We start from the raw sequence: 21,795 nt of genomic DNA, 5'->3' as shown, positions 1-21,795 counted from the left end.
GCTTCCGCTATCATAGAGGCATCGTAACCAGTGGAGATGGAACCTATGAAGCTGATGTTTGCCTCCGATATTCATGGTTCGCTACCTGCGACGGAACGCGTGCTTGAGCGGTTCGCGCAAAGTAGCGCCAGGTGGCTGATCATCCTCGGCGATGTGCTTAATCACGGGCCACGCAACGCGCTGCCGGAAGGCTATGCGCCGGCGGAGGTGGCCGAGCGGCTGAACAGCGTGGCGGAGCGCATCATTGCGGTTCGCGGTAACTGCGACAGCGAAGTGGATCAAATGCTGCTTCGTTTTCCCATGACCGCGCCCTGGCAGCAGGTGCTTGGCGAAGGCTACCGCCTGTTTCTGACCCACGGTCATCTTTATAGCCCGGACAATTTGCCGCCACTTGCCGCTGGCGATGTCCTGGCGTATGGCCATACTCATATTCCGGTTGCTGAAAAACGCGGGGCGTTCTCTCTGTTTAATCCAGGCTCAGTGAGTATCCCGAAAGGGGGATATTCCGCCAGCTATGGGCTACTGGATGAGGGGCGTCTGCAGGTTTTAGCACTCAATGATAATCAGGTTATTGCAGAGGTCGCAATTTACCCGTAATTTAGCCCTCAATCATAAAGACGCGCCGCAAGAGCGCTTTTAAAGTAAGGTTTCCTGATGGCGGAACAGAATCATTTGGCAAGCACAGAATGGGTCGATATTGTTAATGAAAACAATGAGGTGATAGCACAGTCCAGCCGCGAGCAGATGCGCGCGCAGTGCCTGCGCCACCGGGCGACCTATATCGTCGTTCACGACGGAATGGGGAAAATTCTGGTGCAGCGACGCACCGAGACAAAAGACTTTCATCCGGGCATGCTGGATGCCACCGCCGGCGGCGTCGTGCAGGCTGATGAGCAGTTGCTGGAGTCGGCCCGTCGGGAGGCGGAAGAGGAGTTAGGCATCGCCGGGGTGCCGTTTGCCGATCACGGCCAGTTCTACTACGAAGATAAATTCTGCCGCGTCTGGGGAAGCCTGTTCAGCTGCGTCTCCCACGGGCCGTTTGCCCTGCAGGAAGAGGAGGTGAGCGAGGTGTGCTGGTTAACGCCGGAAGAGATCACCGCCCGCTGCGATGAGTTCACGCCCGACTCGCTGAAAGCGCTGGCGCTGTGGATGACCCGTAACGCCGGCAACGAGTATGATGACGCGGAAGAGAGCGAGCGCGAATAAACGCGCTAACGCGTGGCAGCAACTGCTGTTCGCCTCCTGACAAAAAAGGCAGCCATCTGGCTGCCTTTTGCTTTCTCTCAGCGGGCGATTACTTCTGCTGCTGAGCTGACTGGATCGCGGTCAGTGCGATGGTGTAGACGATATCGTCAACCAGCGCGCCACGAGACAGATCGTTGACCGGCTTGCGCATACCCTGCAGCATCGGCCCGATGGAGATCAGGTCGGCAGAGCGCTGTACCGCTTTGTAAGTGGTGTTACCGGTGTTCAGATCCGGGAAGATGAACACGGTCGCGCGGCCAGCTACCGGCGAGTTCGGCGCTTTGGATTTCGCGACGTCAGCCATCACCGCGGCGTCATACTGCAGCGGGCCGTCGATCATCAGGTCAGGACGTTTTTCCTGCGCCAGACGGGTCGCTTCGCGGACTTTTTCTACATCGCTACCCGCGCCGGAAGTACCGGTGGAGTAGGAGAGCATCGCCACGCGCGGTTCGATGCCGAAGGCAATCGCGGAGTCAGCGGACTGAATCGCGATTTCCGCCAGCTGCTCTGCGGTCGGATCCGGGTTGATCGCGCAGTCGCCGTAAACATAAACTTGTTCCGGCAGCAGCATGAAGAACACGGAAGAGACCAGCGAGCTGCCCGGTGCGGTTTTGATCAGCTGCAGCGGCGGACGAATGGTGTTGGCGGTGGTGTGTACCGCGCCGGACACCAGGCCATCGACTTCGTCCTGTTCCAGCATCAGGGTGCCGAGAACCACGTTATCTTCCAGCTGCTCGCGGGCGACGGCTTCGGTCATGCCCTTGTTCTTACGCAGTTCGACCAGGCGAGCCACGTAGCTTTCGCGCACCACTTCCGGGTCGACGATTTCGATACCGGCGCCCAGCTCAACGCCCTGCGCTGCTGCAACGCGGTTAATCTCATCCGGGTTGCCCAGCAGCACACAGGTGGCGATCCCGCGTTCGGCGCAGATGGCTGCGGCTTTCACGGTACGCGGCTCGTCGCCTTCCGGCAGAACGACGCGTTTGCCGGCTTTACGCGCCAGCTCGGTCAGCTGGTAGCGGAAGGCTGGCGGAGAGAGACGACGGCTGCGCTCGGAGGTCGCGGTCAGCGATTCGATCCAGTCGGCGTTGATGTAGTTGGCAACGTATTCCTGAACTTTCTCAATGCGCTCGTGATCGTCAACCGGTACTTCGAGGTTGAAGCTCTGCAGGCTCAGGGAGGTCTGCCAGGTGTTGGTGTTGACCATAAACACCGGCAGGCCGGTGGCGAAGGCGCGTTCGCACAGCTTGCTGATGCGCGCGTCCATTTCATAGCCGCCGGTCAGCAGGATGGCGCCGATTTCCACGCCGTTCATCGCTGCCAGGCAGGCGGCAACCAGCACGTCAGGACGATCTGCGGAAGTAACCAGCAGCGAACCTGCGCGGAAGTGCTCCAGCATGTGCGGGATGCTGCGCGCGCAGAAGGTCACGGATTTCACGCGGCGGGTGTTGATATCGCCTTCGTTGATGATGGTCGCATTCAGGTGATGGGCCATGTCGATCGCGCGGGTGGCGATCAGATCGAAGCTCCACGGTACGGCGCCCAGCACCGGCAGCGCGCTGCCTTTTTGCAGCTGAGCCGGGTCGATCTTCACGACTTTCGCTTTGGATGAGTCGTCGAAAATTTCCGACAGGTCAGGACGGGTACGGCCCTGCTCGTCGACCGGCGCGTTCAGTTTGTTGATGATAACGCCGGTGATGCTGGTGTTTTTCGCGCCGCCAAAGCTGTTACGGGTCAGTTCAATACGCTCGTTCAGCTGTTCTGGCGTATCGGTGCCTTGCGACATGACGAAGACGATTTCCGCGTTCAGGGTTTTGGCGATTTCAAAGTTCAGCGCCTGGGCGAACTGATGCTTACGGGTCGGCACCAGGCCTTCCACCAGCACCACTTCCGCGTCCTGGGTGTTCGCGTGATAGTTGGCGATGATCTCTTCCATCAGCACATCTTTCTGATTGCTGGAGAGCAGAGATTCAACGTGGTTCATCTTCAGCGGTTCAGCAGCGGTGGTGGTGGAGGAGCTGGCGCGAACGATGGTGGTGGTCTGGTCCGGGGCATCGCCGCCGGAGCGCGGCTGGGCGATAGGTTTAAAGACGCTCAGACGAACGCCTTTGCGTTCCATAGCGCGGATCACACCGAGGCTGACGCTGGTCAGACCTACGCTGGTACCGGTAGGAATTAACATGATAGTACGGGACACGGTATATCCTCTTTCGTTACCGCCAGTATCAGGCGGGATACAAAACAGCACCACCAGCGACCCGTCATACTCCACGTTGCACGTGCGTTGGCTCTACTTGCTCACCCCGGTCGCGTATGCGCCGGGGATCTGCTGTGTCGCCGCCTTCCTGCAGCGCGAAGTATTGCGGGTCAGGGCTGGCGGTGTGGAATTATGCGGTCAGACGGCTGGCGTCTTGCGCGATGACCAGCTCTTCGTTGGTCGGGATAACCACGGCAGGACGGGTGCCTTCTTTGTTGATGAAGCCAGACTTGCCGAAGCGGGCAGCCAGGTTACGCTCATGGTCAACTTCGAAGCCCAGTACGCCCAGTTTGCCCAGCGACAGCTCACGCACCATCGCGGCGTTTTCACCAATGCCACCGGTGAAGACCACGGCGTCGAGACGGCCGTCCATCAGCGCGGTGTAGGAGCCGATGTATTTCGCCAGGCGGTGGCAGTAGACGTCCATCGCGCGTTTAGCGTCGGCTTTTTCCTGATAGTTGTCTTCCACGTAGCGGCAGTCGCTGGTGACTTCGGTCAGGCCCAGCAGGCCGGACTCTTTGGTCAGCATTTTGTTGATGGCGTCAACGCTCATGCCCAGGGTGTCGTGCAGATGGAAGATGATTGCCGGATCGATATCGCCGGAGCGGGTACCCATCACCAGGCCTTCCAGCGGGGTCAGACCCATGGAGGTGTCAACGCATTTGCCGTTACGAATAGCGGAAACCGAACCACCGTTGCCAAGGTGGCAGGTGATGATGTTCAGCTCTTCAACCGGCTTGTTCAGGATCTTAGCGGCTTCCTGAGTCACGTAGAAGTGGCTGGTGCCGTGTGCGCCGTAACGACGAACGCCGTGCTCTTTGTACAGGCTGTACGGCAGGGCGTAGAGATAGGATTCTTCCGGCATGGTCTGGTGGAACGCCGTATCGAATACTGCCACGTTTTTGTCTTTCAGGTGCGGGAAGGATTTCAGCGCTTCAGCGATGCCGATCAGATGTGCCGGGTTGTGCAGCGGTGCGAAGGACGCCGCGTCTTTAATGCCCTGAATCACGGACTCGTCGATGACGACGGAGCTGGTGTATTTTTCACCGCCGTGGACGATACGGTGGCCAATTGCGGTCAGCTGAGCAGACAGTTCTGGTTTTTGTGCCAGAATAGTGTTAACGATAAAGTTCAGTGCTTCGCTGTGCGCGGCGCCCGCGCCTAATTCGGCTTCTTGTTTGCCGCCGTCAATTTTCCATTTGATACGGGCTTCTGGCAGGTGGAAGCATTCCGCTAAACCGGACAGGTATTCGTCGCCGTTAACGGCGTCAAGGATAGCAAATTTCAGAGAGGAGCTACCGCAGTTCAGAACCAGTACTAACTTACTCGACATGGAAGTACCTTTTTATGATACGTGGCTAAAAAAACGTCAGTGTGTCATTAGCGTAGCGCAGGATGACCTCGACATTTATGATTAACATCATGCCTTGTTCTGTTTTCAGGCACGATGAGATAAGTACATTTGATTTTATGCCATTTTGCATAATTTTCAGCCAATGGCAGAATATGCGATAATTTGACTAGCCTGGCAAAAGAGTCTATCCGCCCTTTCAGGCGGGCACAGGATACCTGATTGCGGCATCCTTTGCCAAAATCTTTTGAACGATGTCATGCATAGTTGGTGTTTTGCACGAATTTTTTAAGTTTTATATGTAAAGTTGAGGTAAAGCCATGTCGACCCCTGAGAAACGCCCCGTTAGCTTCTTTAGCTTGTTCAACCGCGGGCAGCACTACGCGAAGACCTGGCCTCTCGACAAGCGCCTCGCGCCGGTATTTATTGAAAACCGCATCATTCGTGCCACCCGCTACGCCATCCGCATCATGCCGCCGATCGCCATTTTCACCCTCTGCTGGCAGATAGCGCTGGGCGGCCAGCTGGGGCCCGCCGTGGCCACTGCGCTGTTTGCACTGAGCCTGCCGATGCAGGGGTTATGGTGGTTGGGTAAACGTTCAGTGACGCCGCTGCCGCCTTCCATTCTTAACTGGTTCTACGAAGTACGCGGCAAACTGCAGGAGGCGGGGCAGGCGCTGGCGCCTGTCGAAGGCAAGCCCGATTATCAGGCGTTGGCTGACACGCTTAAGCGCGCCTTCAAACAACTCGATAAAACTTTCCTTGATGATTTGTAATTCACTACGGAAAACGCATATAAAAGAAGGCGCATGATTTATGCGCCTTCTTTATTTCACGCCCTACCGTGCTACAGGAGTCACAACATGGAAATGACCAATGCGCAGCGTCTGATTTTATCCAATCAGTACAAGATGATGACGATGCTCGACCCGGACAATGCGGAGCGCTACCGTCGTCTGCAAACCATCATTGAGCGTGGGTATGGGCTGCAGATGCGTGAACTGGACCGCGAGTTCGGCCAGCTGACGGAAGAAACCTGCCGTACCGTAATCGACATCATGGAGATGTACCACGCGCTACACGTCTCCTGGACCAACCTGAAAGATGCGGCGGGTATCGACGAGCGTCGGGTCACCTTCCTCGGATTTGATGCCGCCACCGAAGCGCGTTTTCTCGGCTACGTGCGCTTTATGGTCAACGTTGAAGGCCGTTACAGCCACTTTGACGCCGGCACCCATGGCTTTAACTCGCAGACCCCGATGTGGGAGAAATATCAGCGGATGCTGAGCGTCTGGCACGCCTGCCCACGCCAGTATCATCTGAGCAGTAACGAAATTAACCAAATCATCAATGCCTGAGGGAGGTGCCCGTGCAGTGTAAAGGTTTCCTGTTCGATTTAGACGGGACGCTGGTGGATTCCTTGCCGGTGGTGGAGCGTTCATGGTGCAAATGGGGGGATCGTTTCGCCATTGACCATGATGAAATTCTCAGTTTTATTCACGGCAAGCAGGCCATTACCTCCATTCGCCATTTTATGCCGGGTCGCAGCGAGGAGGATATCCAGGCCGAATTCCGTTATCTCGAGCAGATGGAAGCCACTGATATCGAAGGCATCGTCGCTCTACCGGGGGCGTTAGCCCTGCTGAATACGCTCAATGAGGCCGGGATCCCGTGGGCGATTGTCACCTCCGGCTCGATTCCGGTTGCCCATGCGCGTCACCGCGCGGCGGGCCTGCCGATGCCGGAGGTGTTTGTCACCGCTGAGCAGGTGAAGCATGGCAAGCCGGCGCCGGACGCCTATCTGCTGGGCGCCGAGCGGCTGGGTCTGCCTGCCGGGGAGTGCGCGGTGGTGGAAGACGCGCCGGCGGGGCTCCTCTCCGGACTGGCGGCCGGCTGTCGCACTATCGCGGTCAACGTGCCCGCCGATGCCCCCCGTCGGGATGAAGCTGACCTCGTGCTGAGCAGCCTGGAAGATCTGGTGGTTGAACGCCAGACTGACGGCGTGGTAAATGTGCGTCTTAAAGCGTAAACCCATGATTTCGCCCCGCGTCGTCGGGGCTTTTTTATGCCACTATGTCGACTCCCACTTGTGACAAGGAAACGTTGTGAACGGTGAATTGATTTGGGTTTTATCCCTCCTGGCCATCGCGGTTGTGCTGTTTGCTACCGGTAAGGTGCGCATGGATGCTATCGCCCTGATGGTCATTGTCGCCTTTGTCCTCAGCGGCACGCTGACGCTGACTGAAGCTTTTTCCGGGTTCAGCGATCCTAACGTGATCCTGATTGCCGCCCTGTTTATTATCGGCGACGGCCTGGTGCGTACCGGGGTGGCCACCAAGATGGGCGCCTGGCTGGTGAGCGTGGCAGGCAACAGCGAAACCAAAATGCTGATCTACCTGATGCTCACCGTCGCCGGGTTGGGCGCGTTTATGAGCTCCACCGGCGTGGTCGCCATTTTCATTCCGGTGGTCCTCAGCGTCTCGGCGCGGATGAATACCTCACCCTCGCGGCTGATGATGCCGCTGAGCTTCGCCGGGCTTATCAGCGGGATGATGACCCTGGTGGCGACACCGCCCAACCTGGTGGTCAACAGTGAACTGCTGCGCGAAGGACTGCACGGCTTCAGTTTTTTCAGCGTCACGCCGATTGGCCTGGTGGTGCTGATCCTGGGCATCGTCTATATGCTGGCGGTGCGCTTTATGCTGAAGACGGATAATGGCGATTCCGCGCGCGATGGGCGAAAAAGAAGTACCTTTCGCGATTTGATCCGCGAATATCACCTCACCGGCCGCGCTCGCCGGCTGGCGATCCGACCCGGTTCGCCGATGATCGGTCAGCGGCTGGATGATTTAAAGCTGCGTGAGCGCTACTGTGCCAACGTCATCGGCGTTGAGCGCTGGCGGCGGTTCCGCCGGGTGATTGTTAACGTCAATGGGGTCTCGGAATTTCGCGCCCGCGACGTCCTGCTGATCGATATGTCTGCCTCCGATGTCGACTTGCGCCAGTTCTGCGGCGAGCAAATGCTCGAGCCGATGGTGTTGCGCGGGGAGTATTTTGCCGATCAGGCGCTGGATGTGGGGATGGCGGAGGTGGCGCTGATCCCGGATTCAGAGATGATAGGCAAAACGGTGCGTGAGATAGCCTTCCGCACCCGGTTTGGTCTCAATATCGTCGGCATGAAGCGCGATGGCAAAGCGATGGATGGTTCCGTGGTCGATGAGCCGCTGCAGCTCGGCGATATTCTGCTGGTGGTCGGCAACTGGCGGCAAATTGCCCTGCTGGCGAAGCGCGGCCGGGATTTCGTGGTGCTCAATATGCCGGTTGAGGTTGATGACGCTTCGCCGGCCCACAGCCAGGCTCCGCACGCGATTTTCTGTCTGGTGCTGATGGTGGCCCTGATGCTGACGGATGAAATCCCCAACCCCATCGCCGCGATCATCGCCTGTCTGCTGATGGGCAAATTCCGCTGTATCAACGCCGAAAGCGCCTACAAGGCGATCCACTGGCCGAGCATCATTCTGATTGTCGGGATGATGCCGTTCGCCCTGGCGTTGCAGAAAACCGGTGGGGTGGATCTGGTGGTTAAGGGACTAATGGACGTCGCCGGAGGCGAGGGGCCTTATCTGATGCTCGGCTGCCTGTTTGTGATGTGCGCGGCGATAGGCCTGTTTATCTCTAACACGGCCACCGCGGTGCTGATGGCGCCTATTGCCCTGGCGGCGGCGAAGTCGATGGGTGTGTCGCCTTATCCCTTTGCCATGGTGGTGGCGATGGCGGCTTCGGCGGCGTTTATGACCCCGGTCTCTTCGCCGGTTAATACTCTGGTGCTTGGCCCGGGTAAGTACTCATTTAGCGATTTTGTCAAAATCGGCGTGCCCTTTACCGTGCTGGTGATGGTGGTCTGCGTTCTGCTGATCCCGGTGCTCTTCCCGTTTTAAGATATGCAGGCCGGGTAGGGGGCGACCGCTGCCCGGCCTGAAAAATTACAGCGGCGAATCCTGGCTGATTTCATCCAGCGACAGCTGGAAGCTCGGGACAAACACCTGCATAAAGTAATCCATCTCCGCGCTGCGCCGCGACGCCAGCGTTTTTTCCAGACGGCCTTTGGCCAGCAGAAATTCGTTGTTGCCCGCCGACAGCTCTTCGAGGCATTTCAGGTAGGCGCAGAGGGCGTCAGCCTGTTTGACGATCGACTGCTCTTCCTCACTGTAATGATGCTCGTCAATCAGCGGTTCGAAAATATCGCGCAGCTCGTCAGGCACCATATCCACCAGCTTCTGCTGGGCGATTTTCTCAATCGCCTTATATTCCTGAGCAATCTGTGAATTAAAATATTTCACCGGGGTAGGGAGATCACCGGTTAAAACCTCGGAGGCGTCGTGGTACATCGCCAGCAGGGCGATACGCTCTGGGTTGACCAGGCCGCCAAATTTGCGGTTTTTAATCGCCGCCAGCGCGTGGGCGACCATCGCCACCTGCAGGCTGTGCTCGGAGACATTTTCGGTGCGCACGTTGCGCATCAGCGGCCAGCGGTTAATCAGTTTCAGACGGGAGAGGTGGGCAAAGAAATGACTCTGACTCATAGGAACCCTTAATCAGTGACAACATCGGGTTCCATTGTGCGCAGGGATCGCCGCCGGATGCAAATGCCGGCGGCAGCACGACTAAAGCTGATGGTAGCCGGAGAGGAAGCGGCCAAAGCGGGAGATCGCCATCTCCAGGTCGTCTTCGCGAGGCAGGGTCACAATACGCACGTGATCCGGCCACGGCCAGTTAAAGGCAGTACCCTGCACCAGCAGCACTTTCTCCTGCAGCAGGAAATCGAGCACCATTTTCTGGTCGTCGTGAATATTGAAGCGTTTGGCGTCAATTTTCGGGAACATGTACAGCGCGCCTTTTGGCTTCATGCAGGAGACGCCCGGAATATCGTTGATCAGCTCCCAGGCGCGGTTGCGTTGTTCATACAGACGCCCGCCGGGAATGATGAATTCGCTGATACTCTGGTAGCCGCCCAGCGCGGTCTGGATAGCATGCTGGGCCGGCACGTTGGCGCACAGACGCATCGAGGCAAGCATTTCCAGTCCTTCGATATAGCCTTTCGCGTGTTTTTTCGGGCCGTTCAGCACCATCCAGCCCTGACGGAAGCCGGCGACGCGGTAAGTTTTCGACAGTCCGTTGAAGGTCACCGTCAGCAGATCCGGCGCCAGAGCGGCAATCGAGTGATGCTGGGCTTCGTCGTAGAGGATCTTGTCGTAGATCTCATCGGCGAAAATAATCAAGTTGTGCTGGCGGGCGATCTCCACGATCTCCTGCAGCAGCTCTTTGGAGTAGACCGCGCCGGTGGGGTTGTTGGGGTTGATGATCACGATCCCGCGGGTGCGAGGCGTGATTTTGGCGCGGATATCGTCAAGATCCGGAAACCAGTCAGAGGATTCGTCACACAGATAGTGCACCGCTTTACCACTGGAAAGAGACACCGCCGCCGTCCACAGCGGGTAGTCCGGAGCGGGAACCAGCATCTCATCGCCACTGTTTAACAGCGCCTGCATCGCCTGCACAATCAGCTCGGACACGCCGTTGCCGATGTAAATATCTTCCACGGTGACATCGCGCATTCCCCGCGCCTGGTAATGCTGCATGATAGCTTTACGCGCCGAGTACAATCCTTTCGAATCGCAGTATCCCTGGGCGGTAGGCAGATTGCGGATGACGTCGACGAGGATCTCGTCAGGGGCCTCGAAGCCGAAGGGCGCCGGGTTGCCGATGTTCAGTTTCAGAACCTTATTGCCTTCTTCTTCAAGACGTTTCGCTTCTTTCAGAACCGGTCCGCGGATGTCATAACAGACGTTCTCTAACTTGCTGGATTTTTCGATGGGGGACATGAATCTTGACCTTTTAGCTGTTATCGCCACTCCCTGCCGTGGAAGTCAGCACGGAACAATGTACTCCGCCTCCCCGCTGTTTTGAAGGCTTTGCAGGAGAAGATTTTGCTAATGCAGGATTTTAAGCGTAATTGATTTATCTGCTGGTTGCTGGTTTTTCCTATGGTTTATGCCTTTTCATGGCATTTTTTCGGTCGTCTATGTTGATGTAGTGCCTTTTTTACCATCATTTATCTGGTTTGTTGGTTAGGTAAACGGGGAGCTGGAGAATGGGTGACCGTTAGAAAACGCTATTCTTAATCTCATAGCGGTTGATTTGTAATTTTGATGTTAAATAATTTTAATAAAAAACTGCGCGCAAGCGCATTATTATTATTTTTGACAGGTAATAATCTGAGGTTTGTTAATTTATATAAAATGTTGAAAAAAATTTAAAATTATCTCAGTTAATCCTTATTAAGGCTTATAAAAAGGATGGGAATCGGTTAGAATATCGCCGTTAATATCAGTGGTAGTCGGCATGAATTATGGCTGAATTGATATTTAATATATTGTTATTACAGGATTTTATTGTTCGTTTTTCGCCAAAAAGAAGTCCGGCGAAAGAGAGGCTTTCTCACCACCACTGCGCGGTTTTCCGGGGCGACGTAAGACGCCTGGCTGGCCGTGGTAATAAATAATAATGAGAAATACGAACAATATATTACTCCGGTGTTCTGCGCATTTGCTCAGACGAGTACTTTGGCATGTAATAACGTTCGTCCAGTTGTTTATCCGCCATCAGACGGTGAGCACGAGGCTCAGGGAATAGCCGGAAACCTGGCGTAAAGCATCAACAAGGCAGGTCAGCGTTAGCCACCTGTAAGTGAAGAAAGATGATTAATACAACACGTCCGATACTCAACCTCGATCTCGATCTGCTGCGCACCTTTGTAGCAGTCGCTGATTTGAACACCTTCGCCGCCGCCGCCGCCGCAGTGTGTCGTACCCAGTCCGCGGTCAGCCAGCAAATGCAACGCCTGGAGCAACTGGTTGGCAAGGAGCTTTTCGCTCGTCACGGACGCAATAAACTGCTGACCGAGCAGGGCATCCAGCTGCTGGGCTATGCCCGCAAAATCCTGCGCTTTAACGATGAAGCCTGCATGTCGCTGATGTATGGCAGCCTGCAGGGGGGACTGACCATCGGCGCGTCGGAAGAAACCGCTGATACTATCCTGCCGTTTCTGTTAAACCGCATCGGCTGCTTCTATCCCAGAATGACGCTGGAGATTAAAGTCCATCCCCATGCCGTCATCATGGCGATGCTGAGCGCGGGAGAGGTCGATCTGGCATTAACCACCCATCAGCTTCCCGGTTTTACCGCTTTCACGCTGAGAACGTCGCCTACCCTCTGGTACTGTGCAGCGGACTACGTGCTGGCGAAAGGGGAATCGATCCCCCTCATCTTGCTCGAAGAGCCTGGCCCGTTCCGTGAGGACATCATCGCCGCGCTGGAGGCTGCCCGCGTCTCCTGGCATTTGGCTCACGGCGCCTCGTCGCTCTCCGGGGTGAAAGCGGCGGTGAAAGCCGGGCTGGGGGTCACCGCGCGTCCGGTCGAAATGATGAGCCCGGATTTGCGCGTGGCCGGCATCAGCGATGGCCTGCCGGTCCTGCCGGATACCCGGTACGTCGTTAGCTGCAATCCGCAGACGGTGGGCGAACTACCGCAGGCGATTTTTCAATCACTGAGCCAGGAGAGCGATCCCTGGCGCGCCGGGCCGGCACTTACTCCGGAAGAGGGAGGAAGCACCTTCATTTTGTGAGGTTATTTTGCTAACAAAGATCACAAAAACTGGTAACAGAATGTAAGTGCCCAAAAAGAGCCTCAAGGGTGGGTTTCCCGTCTGGTGGCTCTTTTTTTTGCACTATTATTGATGTTTTGAATCTTTTTTTTATTTCTTTGCAAGAAAATCAGCATATTGGCGTGACCTGGCGCTCACCTTGCCGACTTTTCCCAGCACTTTCAACACTTCCTGCTAATGTTAAAAAACCGGATGGATTGTTGCCGATTTCCTGGGGTAATTAACAAAACCGTGTCGCAGATCAAGAAAATACCCCTCTTTGGGGGGAGGAATCGAGGCTAAATCCTGTCAAAATAGCAGGGATTTTTGATTTACGACGGAAACGGACACGATTCAACAACACTAAAACCGAACAGTATGCAAGGTTATTTCGCATAAAAGGGCATTTAATGTTAATGAAAAGATTCCAATGTAAATTAATGTTATGAAAACTTTTGTTAAAGTTGACAAAAGGTTAAAGAAAGGGGTAAAAAGCCACGGCATCTGGGCTTCTCACATCTTCCAGGGACGCTTTTTTGCACGGTTATTTTTTATTCCTCCCGTGAAACGCTGTGGCGTTCATCTGCCAGTAAGAGCAGAGGGTTTTGGCGCTACACTTTTTTGGTTAAGCAATGCGTATGTCAACATCCACTGAAGTCATCGCTCATCACTGGGCATTCGCTATATTTCTCATCATCGCTATCGGCCTGTGCTGCCTGATGCTCGTCGGCGGCTGGTACCTTGGCGGTCGCGCGCGCGCGCGTAGCAAAAACACGCCGTTTGAATCGGGGATCGACTCCGTTGGTTCGGCCCGCTTACGTCTTTCTGCGAAGTTTTATCTGGTTGCCATGTTCTTCGTTATCTTCGACGTGGAAGCCCTGTATCTCTACGCATGGTCGACCTCCATCCGCGAGAGCGGTTGGGTCGGCTTTGTGGAAGCCGCAATTTTCATTTTAGTGCTACTGGCTGGTCTGGTTTATCTCGTTCGCATCGGCGCACTGGACTGGACGCCTGCGCGTTCCCGTCGCACGCTGGTTAACCCGGAAACAGACAGTCCCACTAACCGTCATATGCAGTAAAAGCGAGGCAATAAGATGGATTATACGCTCACCCGCATAGATCCTAACGGTGAGAACGACCGTTACCCCCTGCAGAAACAGGAGATCGTTACCGACCCCCTGGAGCAGGAAGTCAACAAAAGCGTGTATATGGGGAAACTCGAACACGCGCTGCATGACATGGTGAACTGGGGCCGTAAGAACTCAATTTGGCCGTATAACTTCGGCCTTTCTTGCTGTTATGTGGAAATGGTGACGTCATTCACTGCGGTGCATGACGTTGCGCGCTTTGGGGCCGAAGTTCTGCGCGCCTCTCCGCGTCAGGCGGACCTGATGGTGGTCGCCGGAACCTGCTTCACCAAAATGGCGCCGGTGATTCAGCGTCTCTATGATCAGATGCTGGAGCCGAAGTGGGTGATTTCCATGGGCGCCTGCGCGAACTCCGGCGGCATGTACGACATCTATTCCGTCGTCCAGGGCGTGGATAAATTCATCCCGGTCGATGTGTACATCCCGGGCTGCCCGCCGCGTCCGGAGGCCTATATGCAGGCGCTGATGCTGCTGCAGGAGTCCATTGGTAAAGAACGTCGTCCGCTCTCATGGGTGGTTGGCGATCAGGGCGTCTATCGCGCCAATATGCAGTCGGAACGCGAGCGTAAACGCGGCGAACGTATTGCAGTGACCAATCTGCGGACGCCGGACGAGATTTAATTTGCGCCTGCGGGCGGGAGAAACACTTCGCAAATCAATCTACAACAGCGCGAAGTCTCGCCCGGCAGTCACCACGGACCTTTTGCAATGGTGAACAATATGACCGATTTAACCGCGCATGACGCCGCACCAGCCTGGCAAACCCGCGATCACCTTGATGACCCGGTGATCGGCGAACTGCGCAACCGCTTTGGGCCGGATGCCTTTACCGTTCAGCCAACCCGCACCGGCGTACCGGTGGTATGGGTCAAGCGCGAACAGCTGCTTGAGGTGGGTGATTTCCTGAAGAAATTGCCGAAGCCTTACGTGATGCTGTTTGACCTGCACGGTATGGACGAACGTCTGCGCACGCACCGCGATGGCCTGCCCGCCGCGGATTTTTCCGTTTTCTATCACCTGATTTCCATCGACCGCAACCGCGACATCATGCTCAAGGTGGCGCTGTCTGAAAACGATCTGCATCTGCCAACCTTCACCAAACTGTTCCCCAACGCCAACTGGTATGAACGTGAAACCTGGGAAATGTTTGGTATTACCTTCGATGGCCACCCAAATCTGCGTCGCATCATGATGCCGCCGACCTGGGAAGGCCACCCGCTGCGTAAAGACTACCCGGCGCGCGCCACCGAATTCGATCCGTTTGAGCTGACCAAAGCCAAACAGGATCTGGAGATGGAAGCGCTGACTTTCAAACCGGAAGAGTGGGGCATGAAACGCGGCACCGACAACGAGGACTTCATGTTCCTCAACCTCGGTCCGAACCACCCGTCCGCGCACGGTGCCTTCCGCATTATTCTGCAGCTGGATGGCGAAGAGATCGTCGACTGCGTGCCGGATATCGGTTACCACCACCGCGGCGCCGAGAAGATGGGCGAGCGCCAGTCCTGGCACAGCTACATCCCGTACACCGACCGTATCGAATACCTTGGCGGCTGCGTCAACGAGATGCCGTACGTGCTGGCCGTAGAAAAACTGGCCGGGATCACCGTGCCGGATCGCGTCAACGTGATCCGCGTGATGCTCTCCGAACTGTTCCGCATCAACAGCCACCTGCTGTATATCTCAACCTTTATTCAGGACGTCGGCGCGATGACGCCGGTCTTCTTCGCCTTTACCGATCGGCAGAAAATCTACGATCTGGTGGAAGCGATCACCGGTTTCCGTATGCACCCGGCGTGGTTCCGCATCGGCGGCGTCGCGCACGATCTGCCGCGCGGCTGGGATCGTCTGCTGCGTGAGTTCCTCGAGTGGATGCCGAAGCGTCTGGACTCCTATGAAAAAGCCGCCCTGCGCAACACCATTCTGAAGGGCCGTTCCGTCGGCGTGGCAGCCTATACCGCCAAAGAGGCGCTGGAGTGGGGCACCACCGGCGCAGGCCTGCGCGCCACCGGTATCGGCTTCGACGTGCGTAAATGGCGTCCTTATTCTGGCTACGAAAATTTCGACTTCGAAGTCCCGACCGGTGGCGGCGTTTCTGACTGCTACACCCGCGTGATGCTGAAAGTCGAAGAGCTGCGCCAGAGCCTGCGCATTCTTCAGCAGTGCCTCGACAATATGCCGGAAGGGCCGTTCAAAGCGGATCACCCGCTGACCACGCCGCCGCCGAAAGAGCGCACGCTGCAGCATATCGAAACCCTGATCACCCACTTCCTGCAGGTATCGTGGGGCCCGGTCATGCCGGCCAACGAATCCTTCCAGATGATTGAGGCGACCAAGGGGATTAACAGTTACTACCTGACCAGCGACGGCAGCACCATGAGCTACCGTACCCGCGTCCGCACGCCGAGCTTTGCGCACCTGCAGCAGATCCCGTCGGCGATCCGCGGCAGCCTGGTATCCGACCTGATCGTCTATCTGGGTAGTATCGATTTTGTTATGTCAGACGTGGACCGCTAATTATGCACGAGAATCAACAACCACAAACCGAGGCTTTTGAGCTGAGTGCGGCAGAGCGTGAGGCTATTGAGCACGAGAAGCACCACTACGAAGACCCGCGTGCGGCGTCCATCGAAGCGCTGAAAATCGTTCAGAAACAGCGCGGCTGGGTGCCGGATGGCGCGATCTACGCCATTGCCGATGTGCTGGGCATCCCGGCCAGCGACGTCGAAGGCGTGGCGACGTTCTATAGCCAAATTTTCCGCCAGCCGGTTGGCCGTCACGTGATCCGCTACTGCGACAGCGTGGTGTGTCACATTACCGGCTATCAGGGGATTCAGGCCGCCATCGAGAAGAAGCTGAACATCAAGCCAGGGCAGACCACCTTTGATGGCCGCTTTACCCTGCTGCCGACCTGCTGCCTGGGCAACTGCGACAAGGGACCGACCATGATGATTGATGAGGACACTCACAGCCATCTGACGCCGGAGGCAATTCCTGACCTGCTGGAGCAGTACAAATGAAAACCGTAATTCGTACTGCGGAAACGCATCCGCTCACCTGGCGCCTGCGCGACGACAAGCAGCCGGTCTGGCTGGACGAGTATCGCAGCAAAAATGGCTATGAAGGGGCGCGAAAAGCGCTGACCGGCATGGCGCCGGACGAGATCGTCACGGCGGTAAAAGACGCTGGCCTGAAAGGGCGCGGCGGCGCGGGCTTCTCCACCGGTCTGAAGTGGAGCCTGATGCCGAAAGACGAATCCATGAACATCCGTTACCTGCTGTGTAACGCCGATGAGATGGAGCCGGGCACCTATAAAGACCGCCTGCTGATGGAGCAGCTCCCGCACCTGCTGGTGGAAGGCATGCTGATCTCCGCCTTTGCGCTGAAGGCTTATCGCGGCTACATCTTCCTGCGCGGAGAGTATATCGAAGCGGCCCAGCATCTGCGCCGCGCGATTGCCGAAGCCACCGAGGCGGGCCTGCTGGGGAAAAATATCCTCGGCACTGGTTTTGACTTCGAGCTGTTTGTCCACACCGGGGCAGGACGCTATATCTGCGGCGAAGAGACGGCGCTGATCAACTCCCTGGAAGGCCGCCGCGCTAACCCGCGCTCCAAGCCGCCGTTCCCGGCGAGCTCCGGCGTGTGGGGTAAGCCGACCTGCGTCAACAACGTGGAAACCCTGTGCAACGTGCCGGCGATTCTGGCTAACGGCGTCGAGTGGTACCAGAACATCTCCACCAGTAAAGATGCCGGCACCAAGCTGATGGGATTCTCCGGCCGCGTGAAGAACCCGGGCGTTTGGGAGCTGCCGTTCGGCACCACGGCCCGCGAGATCCTTGAAGATTACGCCGGCGGTATGCGCGATGGCCTGAAGTTTAAAGCCTGGCAGCCGGGTGGGGCAGGGACCGACTTCCTCACCGAAGCGCACCTCGATCTGCCGATGGAGTTCGAAAGCATTGGTAAAGCGGGCAGCCGTCTGGGTACCTCGCTGGCGATGGCCGTTGACCACGAGATCAACATGGTCTCGCTGGTGCGCAACCTCGAAGAGTTCTTTGCCCGCGAGTCCTGTGGCTGGTGTACGCCGTGCCGCGATGGTCTGCCGTGGAGCGTGAAGATCCTGCGCGCCCTGGAGCGCGGCGAAGGTCAGCCTGGCGATATCGAAACGCTTGAGCAACTGTGTCGATTCCTGGGCCCAGGGAAAACCTTCTGCGCGCACGCGCCGGGCGCGGTTGAGCCGCTGCAGAGCGCGATTAAATATTTCCGCGAAGAATTCGAGGCTGGCATTAAGCAGCAGTTCAGCAATACCCATGCAATCAACGGGATTCAGCCGAACCTGCTTAAGACGCGCTGGTAATCTAAAGGTTTTTTTATTTTTGGAAGCACGCTAATGGCTACGATTCATGTAGACGGCAAAGAATACGAGGTCAACGGAGCGGACAACCTGCTGGAGGCTTGTCTCTCTCTTGGGCTTGATATTCCCTACTTTTGCTGGCATCCGGCGCTAGGGAGCGTCGGTGCTTGCCGCCAGTGTGCGGTGAAGCAATATCAGAACGCGGAAGACACGCGTGGTCGCCTGGTGATGTCCTGTATGACTCCGGCATCCGATGGCACCTTTATTTCTATCGACGACGGCGAAGCGAAGCAGTTCCGCGAAAGCGTGGTGGAGTGGCTGATGACCAACCACCCGCACGACTGCCCGGTCTGCGAAGAGGGCGGCAACTGCCACCTGCAGGATATGACGGTGATGACCGGCCATAGCTTCCGCCGCTATCGTTTTACCAAGCGTACCCACCGCAACCAGGATCTGGGGCCGTTTATTTCTCACGAAATGAACCGCTGCATCGCCTGCTACCGCTGCGTGCGCTACTACAAAGATTATGCCGACGGCACCGATCTGGGCGTCTATGGCGCCCACGACAACGTCTACTTCGGCCGCCCGGAAGATGGCACCCTGGAGAGCGAATTCTCCGGCAACCTGGTGGAAGTCTGCCCGACCGGCGTCTTCACTGATAAAACGCACTCCGAGCGTTATAACCGTAAGTGGGACATGCAGTTTGCGCCGAGCATCTGCCAGCAGTGTTCCATTGGCTGCAACATCAGCCCGGGCGAACGCTATGGCGAGCTGCGTCGTATCGAAAACCGCTATAACGGGACCGTTAACCGCTACTTCCTCTGCGACCGCGGTCGTTTCGGCTATGGCTACGTGAACCTGAAAGACCGTCCGCGTCAGCCGGTTCAGCGCCGCGGCGACGATCTGATTACCCTCAACGCCGAGCAGGCGATGCAGGGCGCGGCGGATATTCTGCGCCAGTCGAAGAAAGTGATCGGCATCGGCTCCCCGCGCGCCAGCATTGAAAGCAACTTCGCGCTGCGCGAGCTGGTGGGCGCCGACAATTTCTATACCGGCATCGCCAAAGGCGAACAAGCGCGCCTGCAGATGATGCTGAAAGTGCTTCGCGAAGGTGGGATCCACACCCCAAGCCTGCGCGATATCGAATCCTACGACGCGGTACTGGTGCTGGGCGAAGACATTACCCAGACCGGCGCGCGCGTCGCGCTGGCGGTGCGTCAGGCGGTGAAAGGGAAAGCACGCGAAATGGCGGCGGCACAGAAAGTGGCCGACTGGCAGATTGCGGCGATCCTCAACATCGGCCAGCGCGCCAAGCACCCGCTATTCGTCACCAACATCGATGACACCCGCCTGGATGACATCGCCGCGTGGACCTACCGCGCGCCGGTAGAAGATCAGGCGCGTCTCGGCTTCGCCATCGCCCATGCGCTGGACGACAGCGCGCCGGCGGTTGACGGCCTGAGCCGCGAACTGCAGGGTAAAGTCGATGTCATCGTCCAGGCGCTGGCCGGGGCGAAAAAACCACTGATTATTTCCGGGACCAACGCCGGCAGCATGGAGATCATCCAGGCCGCCGCTAACGTGGCGAAAGCCCTGAAAGGCCGTGGCGCCGACGTCGGCGTGACCATGGTTGCCCGCGCGGTGAACAGCGTCGGTCTGGGTATGATCGGCGGCGGCTCGCTTGAGGAGGCGCTCGACGAACTGGAAAGCGGTGCCGCAGACGCAGTTATCGTGCTGGAAAACGACCTTCACCGTCATGCTTCCGCCGCCCGCGTCGACGCAGCGCTCTCCAAAGCGCCGCTGGTGATGGTGGTTGACCATCAGCGCACGGCGATTATGGACAAAGCGCACCTGGTGCTCTCCGCGGCAAGCTTTGCGGAAAGCGACGGTACCGTGGTGAACAACGAAGGCCGCGCCCAGCGTTTCTTCCAGGTCTACGACCCGGCCTACTACGACGCGAAAACCGTGATGCTGGAAAGCTGGCGCTGGCTGCATTCTCTGCACAGCACCGTTAACAACCGTCAGGTTGACTGGACGCAGCTGGACCACGTTATCGATGCCGCGATTGCCGCACTGCCGCAGCTGGCGGGCATAAAAGATGCCGCGCCGGATGCGACCTTCCGCATTCGTGGGCAGAAACTGGCGCGTGAACCGCACCGCTACAGCGGCCGCACGGCGATGCGCGCTAACATCAGCGTCCACGAGCCGCGTCAGCCGCAGGATAAAGACACGATGTTCGCCTTCTCCATGGAAGGGAACAACCAGCCGTCTGCCCCGCGTTCGCAGATCCCGTTCGCCTGGGCGCCGGGCTGGAACTCCCCGCAGGCATGGAACAAGTTCCAGGATGAAGTGGGCGGGAAACTGCGCCATGGCGATCCGGGCGTCCGCCTGTTTGAAGCTTCCGCCAGCGGGCTGGAATACTTCACGGCGGTGCCGGCCAGCTTCCAGGCGGAAGAGGGGAAATGGCGTATCGCACCTTATTATCACCTGTTTGGCAGCGATGAGCTGTCACAGCGCGCGCCGGTGTTCCAGAGCCGGATGCCTGAGCCGTACATCAAGCTGAACCCGGCGGATGCCGCGAAGCTTGGCGTCAACGCCGGGGCGATGCTCTCCTTTAGCGTGGAAGGCCAGACCCTGCGTCTGCCGCTGGTTATCTCTGAAGGTCTGACCGCAGGGCAGGTTGGCTTACCGATGGGCATGCCGGGCATTGCGCCGGTACTGACCGGATCGCGTATTGATTCACTGCAGGAGGCGAAAGCATGAGCTGGTTAACGCCGGATCTTATCGACATTCTGTTAAGCATCCTGAAGGCCGTGGTCATTCTGCTGGTGGTGGTCACCTGCGGCGCGTTCATGAGCTTCGGCGAGCGTCGTCTGCTCGGTCTGTTCCAGAACCGCTACGGGCCAAACCGGGTGGGCTGGGGCGGTTCGCTGCAGCTGGTCGCCGACATGATCAAGATGTTCTTTAAAGAGGACTGGATCCCGCGCTTTTCCGATCGCGTGATCTTTACTCTGGCGCCGGTTATCGCCTTTACCTCGCTGCTGCTGGCCTTCGCTATCGTGCCGGTCAGCCCGACGTGGGTGGTGGCTGACCTGAACATCGGGATCCTGTTCTTCCTGATGATGGCAGGCCTGGCGGTTTACGCGGTGCTGTTCGCCGGTTGGTCGAGCAACAACAAATACTCCCTGCTGGGGGCGATGCGTGCTTCCGCGCAGACCCTAAGCTACGAAGTGTTCCTCGGCCTCTCCCTGATGGGCGTGGTGGCGCAGGCGGGGTCATTCAATATGACCGATATCGTCAACAACCAGGCGCATCTGTGGAACGTTATCCCGCAGTTCTTCGGCTTCGTGACGTTCGCCATCGCCGGCGTGGCGGTGTGTCACCGTCACCCGTTCGACCAGCCGGAAGCGGAGCAGGAGCTGGCCGATGGTTACCACATTGAATACTCCGGCATGAAGTTCGGTCTGTTCTTCGTGGGTGAATACATCGGTATCGTCACCGTTTCAGCGCTGATCGTCACGCTGTTCTTCGGCGGCTGGAATGGCCCGTGGTTACCTCCTTTCATCTGGTTCGCGCTGAAAACCGCGTTCTTCATGATGATGTTCATTTTGATCCGCGCATCATTACCGCGTCCGCGCTATGACCAGGTAATGTCCTTTGGCTGGAAGGTATGCCTGCCGTTAACGCTGGTCAACTTGTTGGTAACGGCGGCTGTCATTCTCTGGCAGGCGCAATAAGGGG

General features: G+C 57.3%; 18 protein-coding genes. 14 read left to right on the top strand and 4 right to left on the bottom strand.

Annotation, left to right across the window (positions count from 1 at the left end):
• Positions 1 to 45 precede the first annotated feature (45 nt).
• Together yfcE and yfcD are read left to right on the top strand one after the other, a co-directional pair.
• A complete protein-coding gene (yfcE, locus tag GT756_RS17920; protein WP_048325233.1) occupies positions 46 to 597 on the top strand; it encodes a phosphodiesterase in 552 nt (183 codons plus the stop codon).
• Between the two features lie 57 nt (positions 598 to 654).
• Positions 655 to 1,206 (top strand): NUDIX hydrolase YfcD, encoded by a 552-nt coding sequence (gene yfcD, locus GT756_RS17915; protein ID WP_002913197.1) that lies wholly within the window; start codon positions 655 to 657, stop codon positions 1,204 to 1,206.
• An 88-nt stretch (positions 1,207 to 1,294) separates the two neighbouring features.
• On the opposite strand, the gene pta is transcribed toward yfcD, so the two are convergent.
• Complete coding sequence (gene pta / locus GT756_RS17910; RefSeq protein WP_004201759.1) at positions 1,295 to 3,442, bottom strand: phosphate acetyltransferase; 2,148 nt, start codon at positions 3,440 to 3,442, stop codon at positions 1,295 to 1,297.
• A 190-nt stretch (positions 3,443 to 3,632) separates the two neighbouring features.
• Complete coding sequence (ackA, locus tag GT756_RS17905; protein WP_004201756.1) at positions 3,633 to 4,835, bottom strand: acetate kinase; 1,203 nt, start codon at positions 4,833 to 4,835, stop codon at positions 3,633 to 3,635.
• Between the two features lie 338 nt (positions 4,836 to 5,173).
• Here ackA and yfbV point away from each other — a divergent pair, with 338 nt between their 5' ends.
• From yfbV to GT756_RS17885, 4 genes are all read left to right on the top strand, one after another.
• Complete coding sequence (gene yfbV, locus GT756_RS17900; protein WP_002913194.1) at positions 5,174 to 5,629, top strand: terminus macrodomain insulation protein YfbV; 456 nt, start codon at positions 5,174 to 5,176, stop codon at positions 5,627 to 5,629.
• 87 nt (positions 5,630 to 5,716) lie between these two features.
• Positions 5,717 to 6,211: a YfbU family protein gene (locus tag GT756_RS17895; protein ID WP_004201754.1), complete on the top strand. Its 495-nt coding sequence runs from the start codon at positions 5,717 to 5,719 to the stop codon at positions 6,209 to 6,211.
• A gap of 11 nt (positions 6,212 to 6,222) precedes the next feature.
• Positions 6,223 to 6,882 (top strand): sugar phosphatase, encoded by a 660-nt coding sequence (locus GT756_RS17890; protein WP_004201751.1) that lies wholly within the window; start codon positions 6,223 to 6,225, stop codon positions 6,880 to 6,882.
• A gap of 76 nt (positions 6,883 to 6,958) precedes the next feature.
• Entirely contained in the window at positions 6,959 to 8,791 is a 1,833-nt protein-coding gene (locus GT756_RS17885) for an SLC13 family permease (RefSeq protein WP_004201750.1), read from the top strand.
• A 45-nt stretch (positions 8,792 to 8,836) separates the two neighbouring features.
• Here GT756_RS17885 and yfbR read toward each other — a convergent pair whose 3' ends face one another.
• Positions 8,837 to 9,436, bottom strand: coding sequence for a 5'-deoxynucleotidase (yfbR, locus tag GT756_RS17880; RefSeq protein ID WP_043520241.1), 600 nt, complete (start codon positions 9,434 to 9,436; stop codon positions 8,837 to 8,839).
• Between the two features lie 81 nt (positions 9,437 to 9,517).
• Positions 9,518 to 10,735 carry an alanine transaminase AlaA gene (gene alaA / locus GT756_RS17875; RefSeq protein WP_004201748.1) on the bottom strand — a complete coding sequence of 406 codons (1,218 nt, stop codon included), beginning with the start codon at positions 10,733 to 10,735 and terminating at the stop codon, positions 9,518 to 9,520.
• 875 nt (positions 10,736 to 11,610) lie between these two features.
• On the opposite strand from alaA, the gene GT756_RS17870 reads away from it, so the two are divergent.
• From GT756_RS17870 to nuoH, 8 genes are all read left to right on the top strand, one after another.
• Complete coding sequence (locus tag GT756_RS17870; RefSeq protein ID WP_004201747.1) at positions 11,611 to 12,537, top strand: LysR family transcriptional regulator; 927 nt, start codon at positions 11,611 to 11,613, stop codon at positions 12,535 to 12,537.
• Between the two features lie 650 nt (positions 12,538 to 13,187).
• Positions 13,188 to 13,634 (top strand): NADH-quinone oxidoreductase subunit NuoA, encoded by a 447-nt coding sequence (gene nuoA, locus GT756_RS17865; RefSeq protein WP_002913181.1) that lies wholly within the window; start codon positions 13,188 to 13,190, stop codon positions 13,632 to 13,634.
• Positions 13,635 to 13,649: 15 nt separating this feature from the next.
• A complete protein-coding gene (gene nuoB, locus GT756_RS17860; protein WP_002913178.1) occupies positions 13,650 to 14,324 on the top strand; it encodes an NADH-quinone oxidoreductase subunit NuoB in 675 nt (224 codons plus the stop codon).
• Positions 14,325 to 14,411: 87 nt separating this feature from the next.
• Positions 14,412 to 16,220, top strand: a complete 1,809-nt coding sequence (nuoC, locus tag GT756_RS17855; protein ID WP_004201746.1) for an NADH-quinone oxidoreductase subunit C/D — start codon at positions 14,412 to 14,414, stop codon at positions 16,218 to 16,220.
• A 2-nt stretch (positions 16,221 to 16,222) separates the two neighbouring features.
• Positions 16,223 to 16,723 (top strand): NADH-quinone oxidoreductase subunit NuoE, encoded by a 501-nt coding sequence (gene nuoE, locus GT756_RS17850; protein ID WP_002913160.1) that lies wholly within the window; start codon positions 16,223 to 16,225, stop codon positions 16,721 to 16,723.
• A complete protein-coding gene (nuoF, locus tag GT756_RS17845; protein WP_002913158.1) occupies positions 16,720 to 18,057 on the top strand; it encodes an NADH-quinone oxidoreductase subunit NuoF in 1,338 nt (445 codons plus the stop codon). Before nuoE ends, nuoF begins: the two co-directional genes overlap by 4 nt.
• Before the next feature lie 33 nt (positions 18,058 to 18,090).
• Positions 18,091 to 20,817 (top strand): NADH-quinone oxidoreductase subunit NuoG, encoded by a 2,727-nt coding sequence (gene nuoG, locus GT756_RS17840; protein ID WP_004201744.1) that lies wholly within the window; start codon positions 18,091 to 18,093, stop codon positions 20,815 to 20,817.
• Complete coding sequence (gene nuoH, locus GT756_RS17835; RefSeq protein WP_002913156.1) at positions 20,814 to 21,791, top strand: NADH-quinone oxidoreductase subunit NuoH; 978 nt, start codon at positions 20,814 to 20,816, stop codon at positions 21,789 to 21,791. Before nuoG ends, nuoH begins: the two co-directional genes overlap by 4 nt.
• The last annotated feature ends 4 nt before the right edge of the window (positions 21,792 to 21,795 follow it).

Source organism: Klebsiella sp. Q2, assembly GCF_009900705.1.
In the GTDB taxonomy this organism is placed as follows: Bacteria; Pseudomonadota; Gammaproteobacteria; order Enterobacterales; family Enterobacteriaceae; genus Klebsiella; species Klebsiella quasipneumoniae.
The sequence above is the reverse complement of the archived record's forward strand: the minus strand, read 5'-3'. Positions and strand labels throughout refer to the sequence as shown.

What these genes read in the sequence shown, in the direction of transcription:
- alaA (WP_004201748.1), bottom strand. Translation starts at nt 10,735, where the DNA reads ATGTCCCCCATCGAAAAATCCAGCAAGTTAGAGAACGTCTGTTATGAC.
- GT756_RS17870 (WP_004201747.1), top strand. Translation starts at nt 11,611, where the DNA reads ATGATTAATACAACACGTCCGATACTCAACCTCGATCTCGATCTGCTG.
- yfbR (WP_043520241.1), bottom strand. Translation starts at nt 9,436, where the DNA reads ATGAGTCAGAGTCATTTCTTTGCCCACCTCTCCCGTCTGAAACTGATT.
- GT756_RS17895 (WP_004201754.1), top strand. Translation starts at nt 5,717, where the DNA reads ATGGAAATGACCAATGCGCAGCGTCTGATTTTATCCAATCAGTACAAG.
- nuoA (WP_002913181.1), top strand. Translation starts at nt 13,188, where the DNA reads ATGCGTATGTCAACATCCACTGAAGTCATCGCTCATCACTGGGCATTC.
- nuoB (WP_002913178.1), top strand. Translation starts at nt 13,650, where the DNA reads ATGGATTATACGCTCACCCGCATAGATCCTAACGGTGAGAACGACCGT.
- nuoF (WP_002913158.1), top strand. Translation starts at nt 16,720, where the DNA reads ATGAAAACCGTAATTCGTACTGCGGAAACGCATCCGCTCACCTGGCGC.
- yfbV (WP_002913194.1), top strand. Translation starts at nt 5,174, where the DNA reads ATGTCGACCCCTGAGAAACGCCCCGTTAGCTTCTTTAGCTTGTTCAAC.
- nuoG (WP_004201744.1), top strand. Translation starts at nt 18,091, where the DNA reads ATGGCTACGATTCATGTAGACGGCAAAGAATACGAGGTCAACGGAGCG.
- ackA (WP_004201756.1), bottom strand. Translation starts at nt 4,835, where the DNA reads ATGTCGAGTAAGTTAGTACTGGTTCTGAACTGCGGTAGCTCCTCTCTG.
- nuoE (WP_002913160.1), top strand. Translation starts at nt 16,223, where the DNA reads ATGCACGAGAATCAACAACCACAAACCGAGGCTTTTGAGCTGAGTGCG.
- nuoC (WP_004201746.1), top strand. Translation starts at nt 14,412, where the DNA reads ATGGTGAACAATATGACCGATTTAACCGCGCATGACGCCGCACCAGCC.
- nuoH (WP_002913156.1), top strand. Translation starts at nt 20,814, where the DNA reads ATGAGCTGGTTAACGCCGGATCTTATCGACATTCTGTTAAGCATCCTG.
- yfcD (WP_002913197.1), top strand. Translation starts at nt 655, where the DNA reads ATGGCGGAACAGAATCATTTGGCAAGCACAGAATGGGTCGATATTGTT.
- yfcE (WP_048325233.1), top strand. Translation starts at nt 46, where the DNA reads ATGAAGCTGATGTTTGCCTCCGATATTCATGGTTCGCTACCTGCGACG.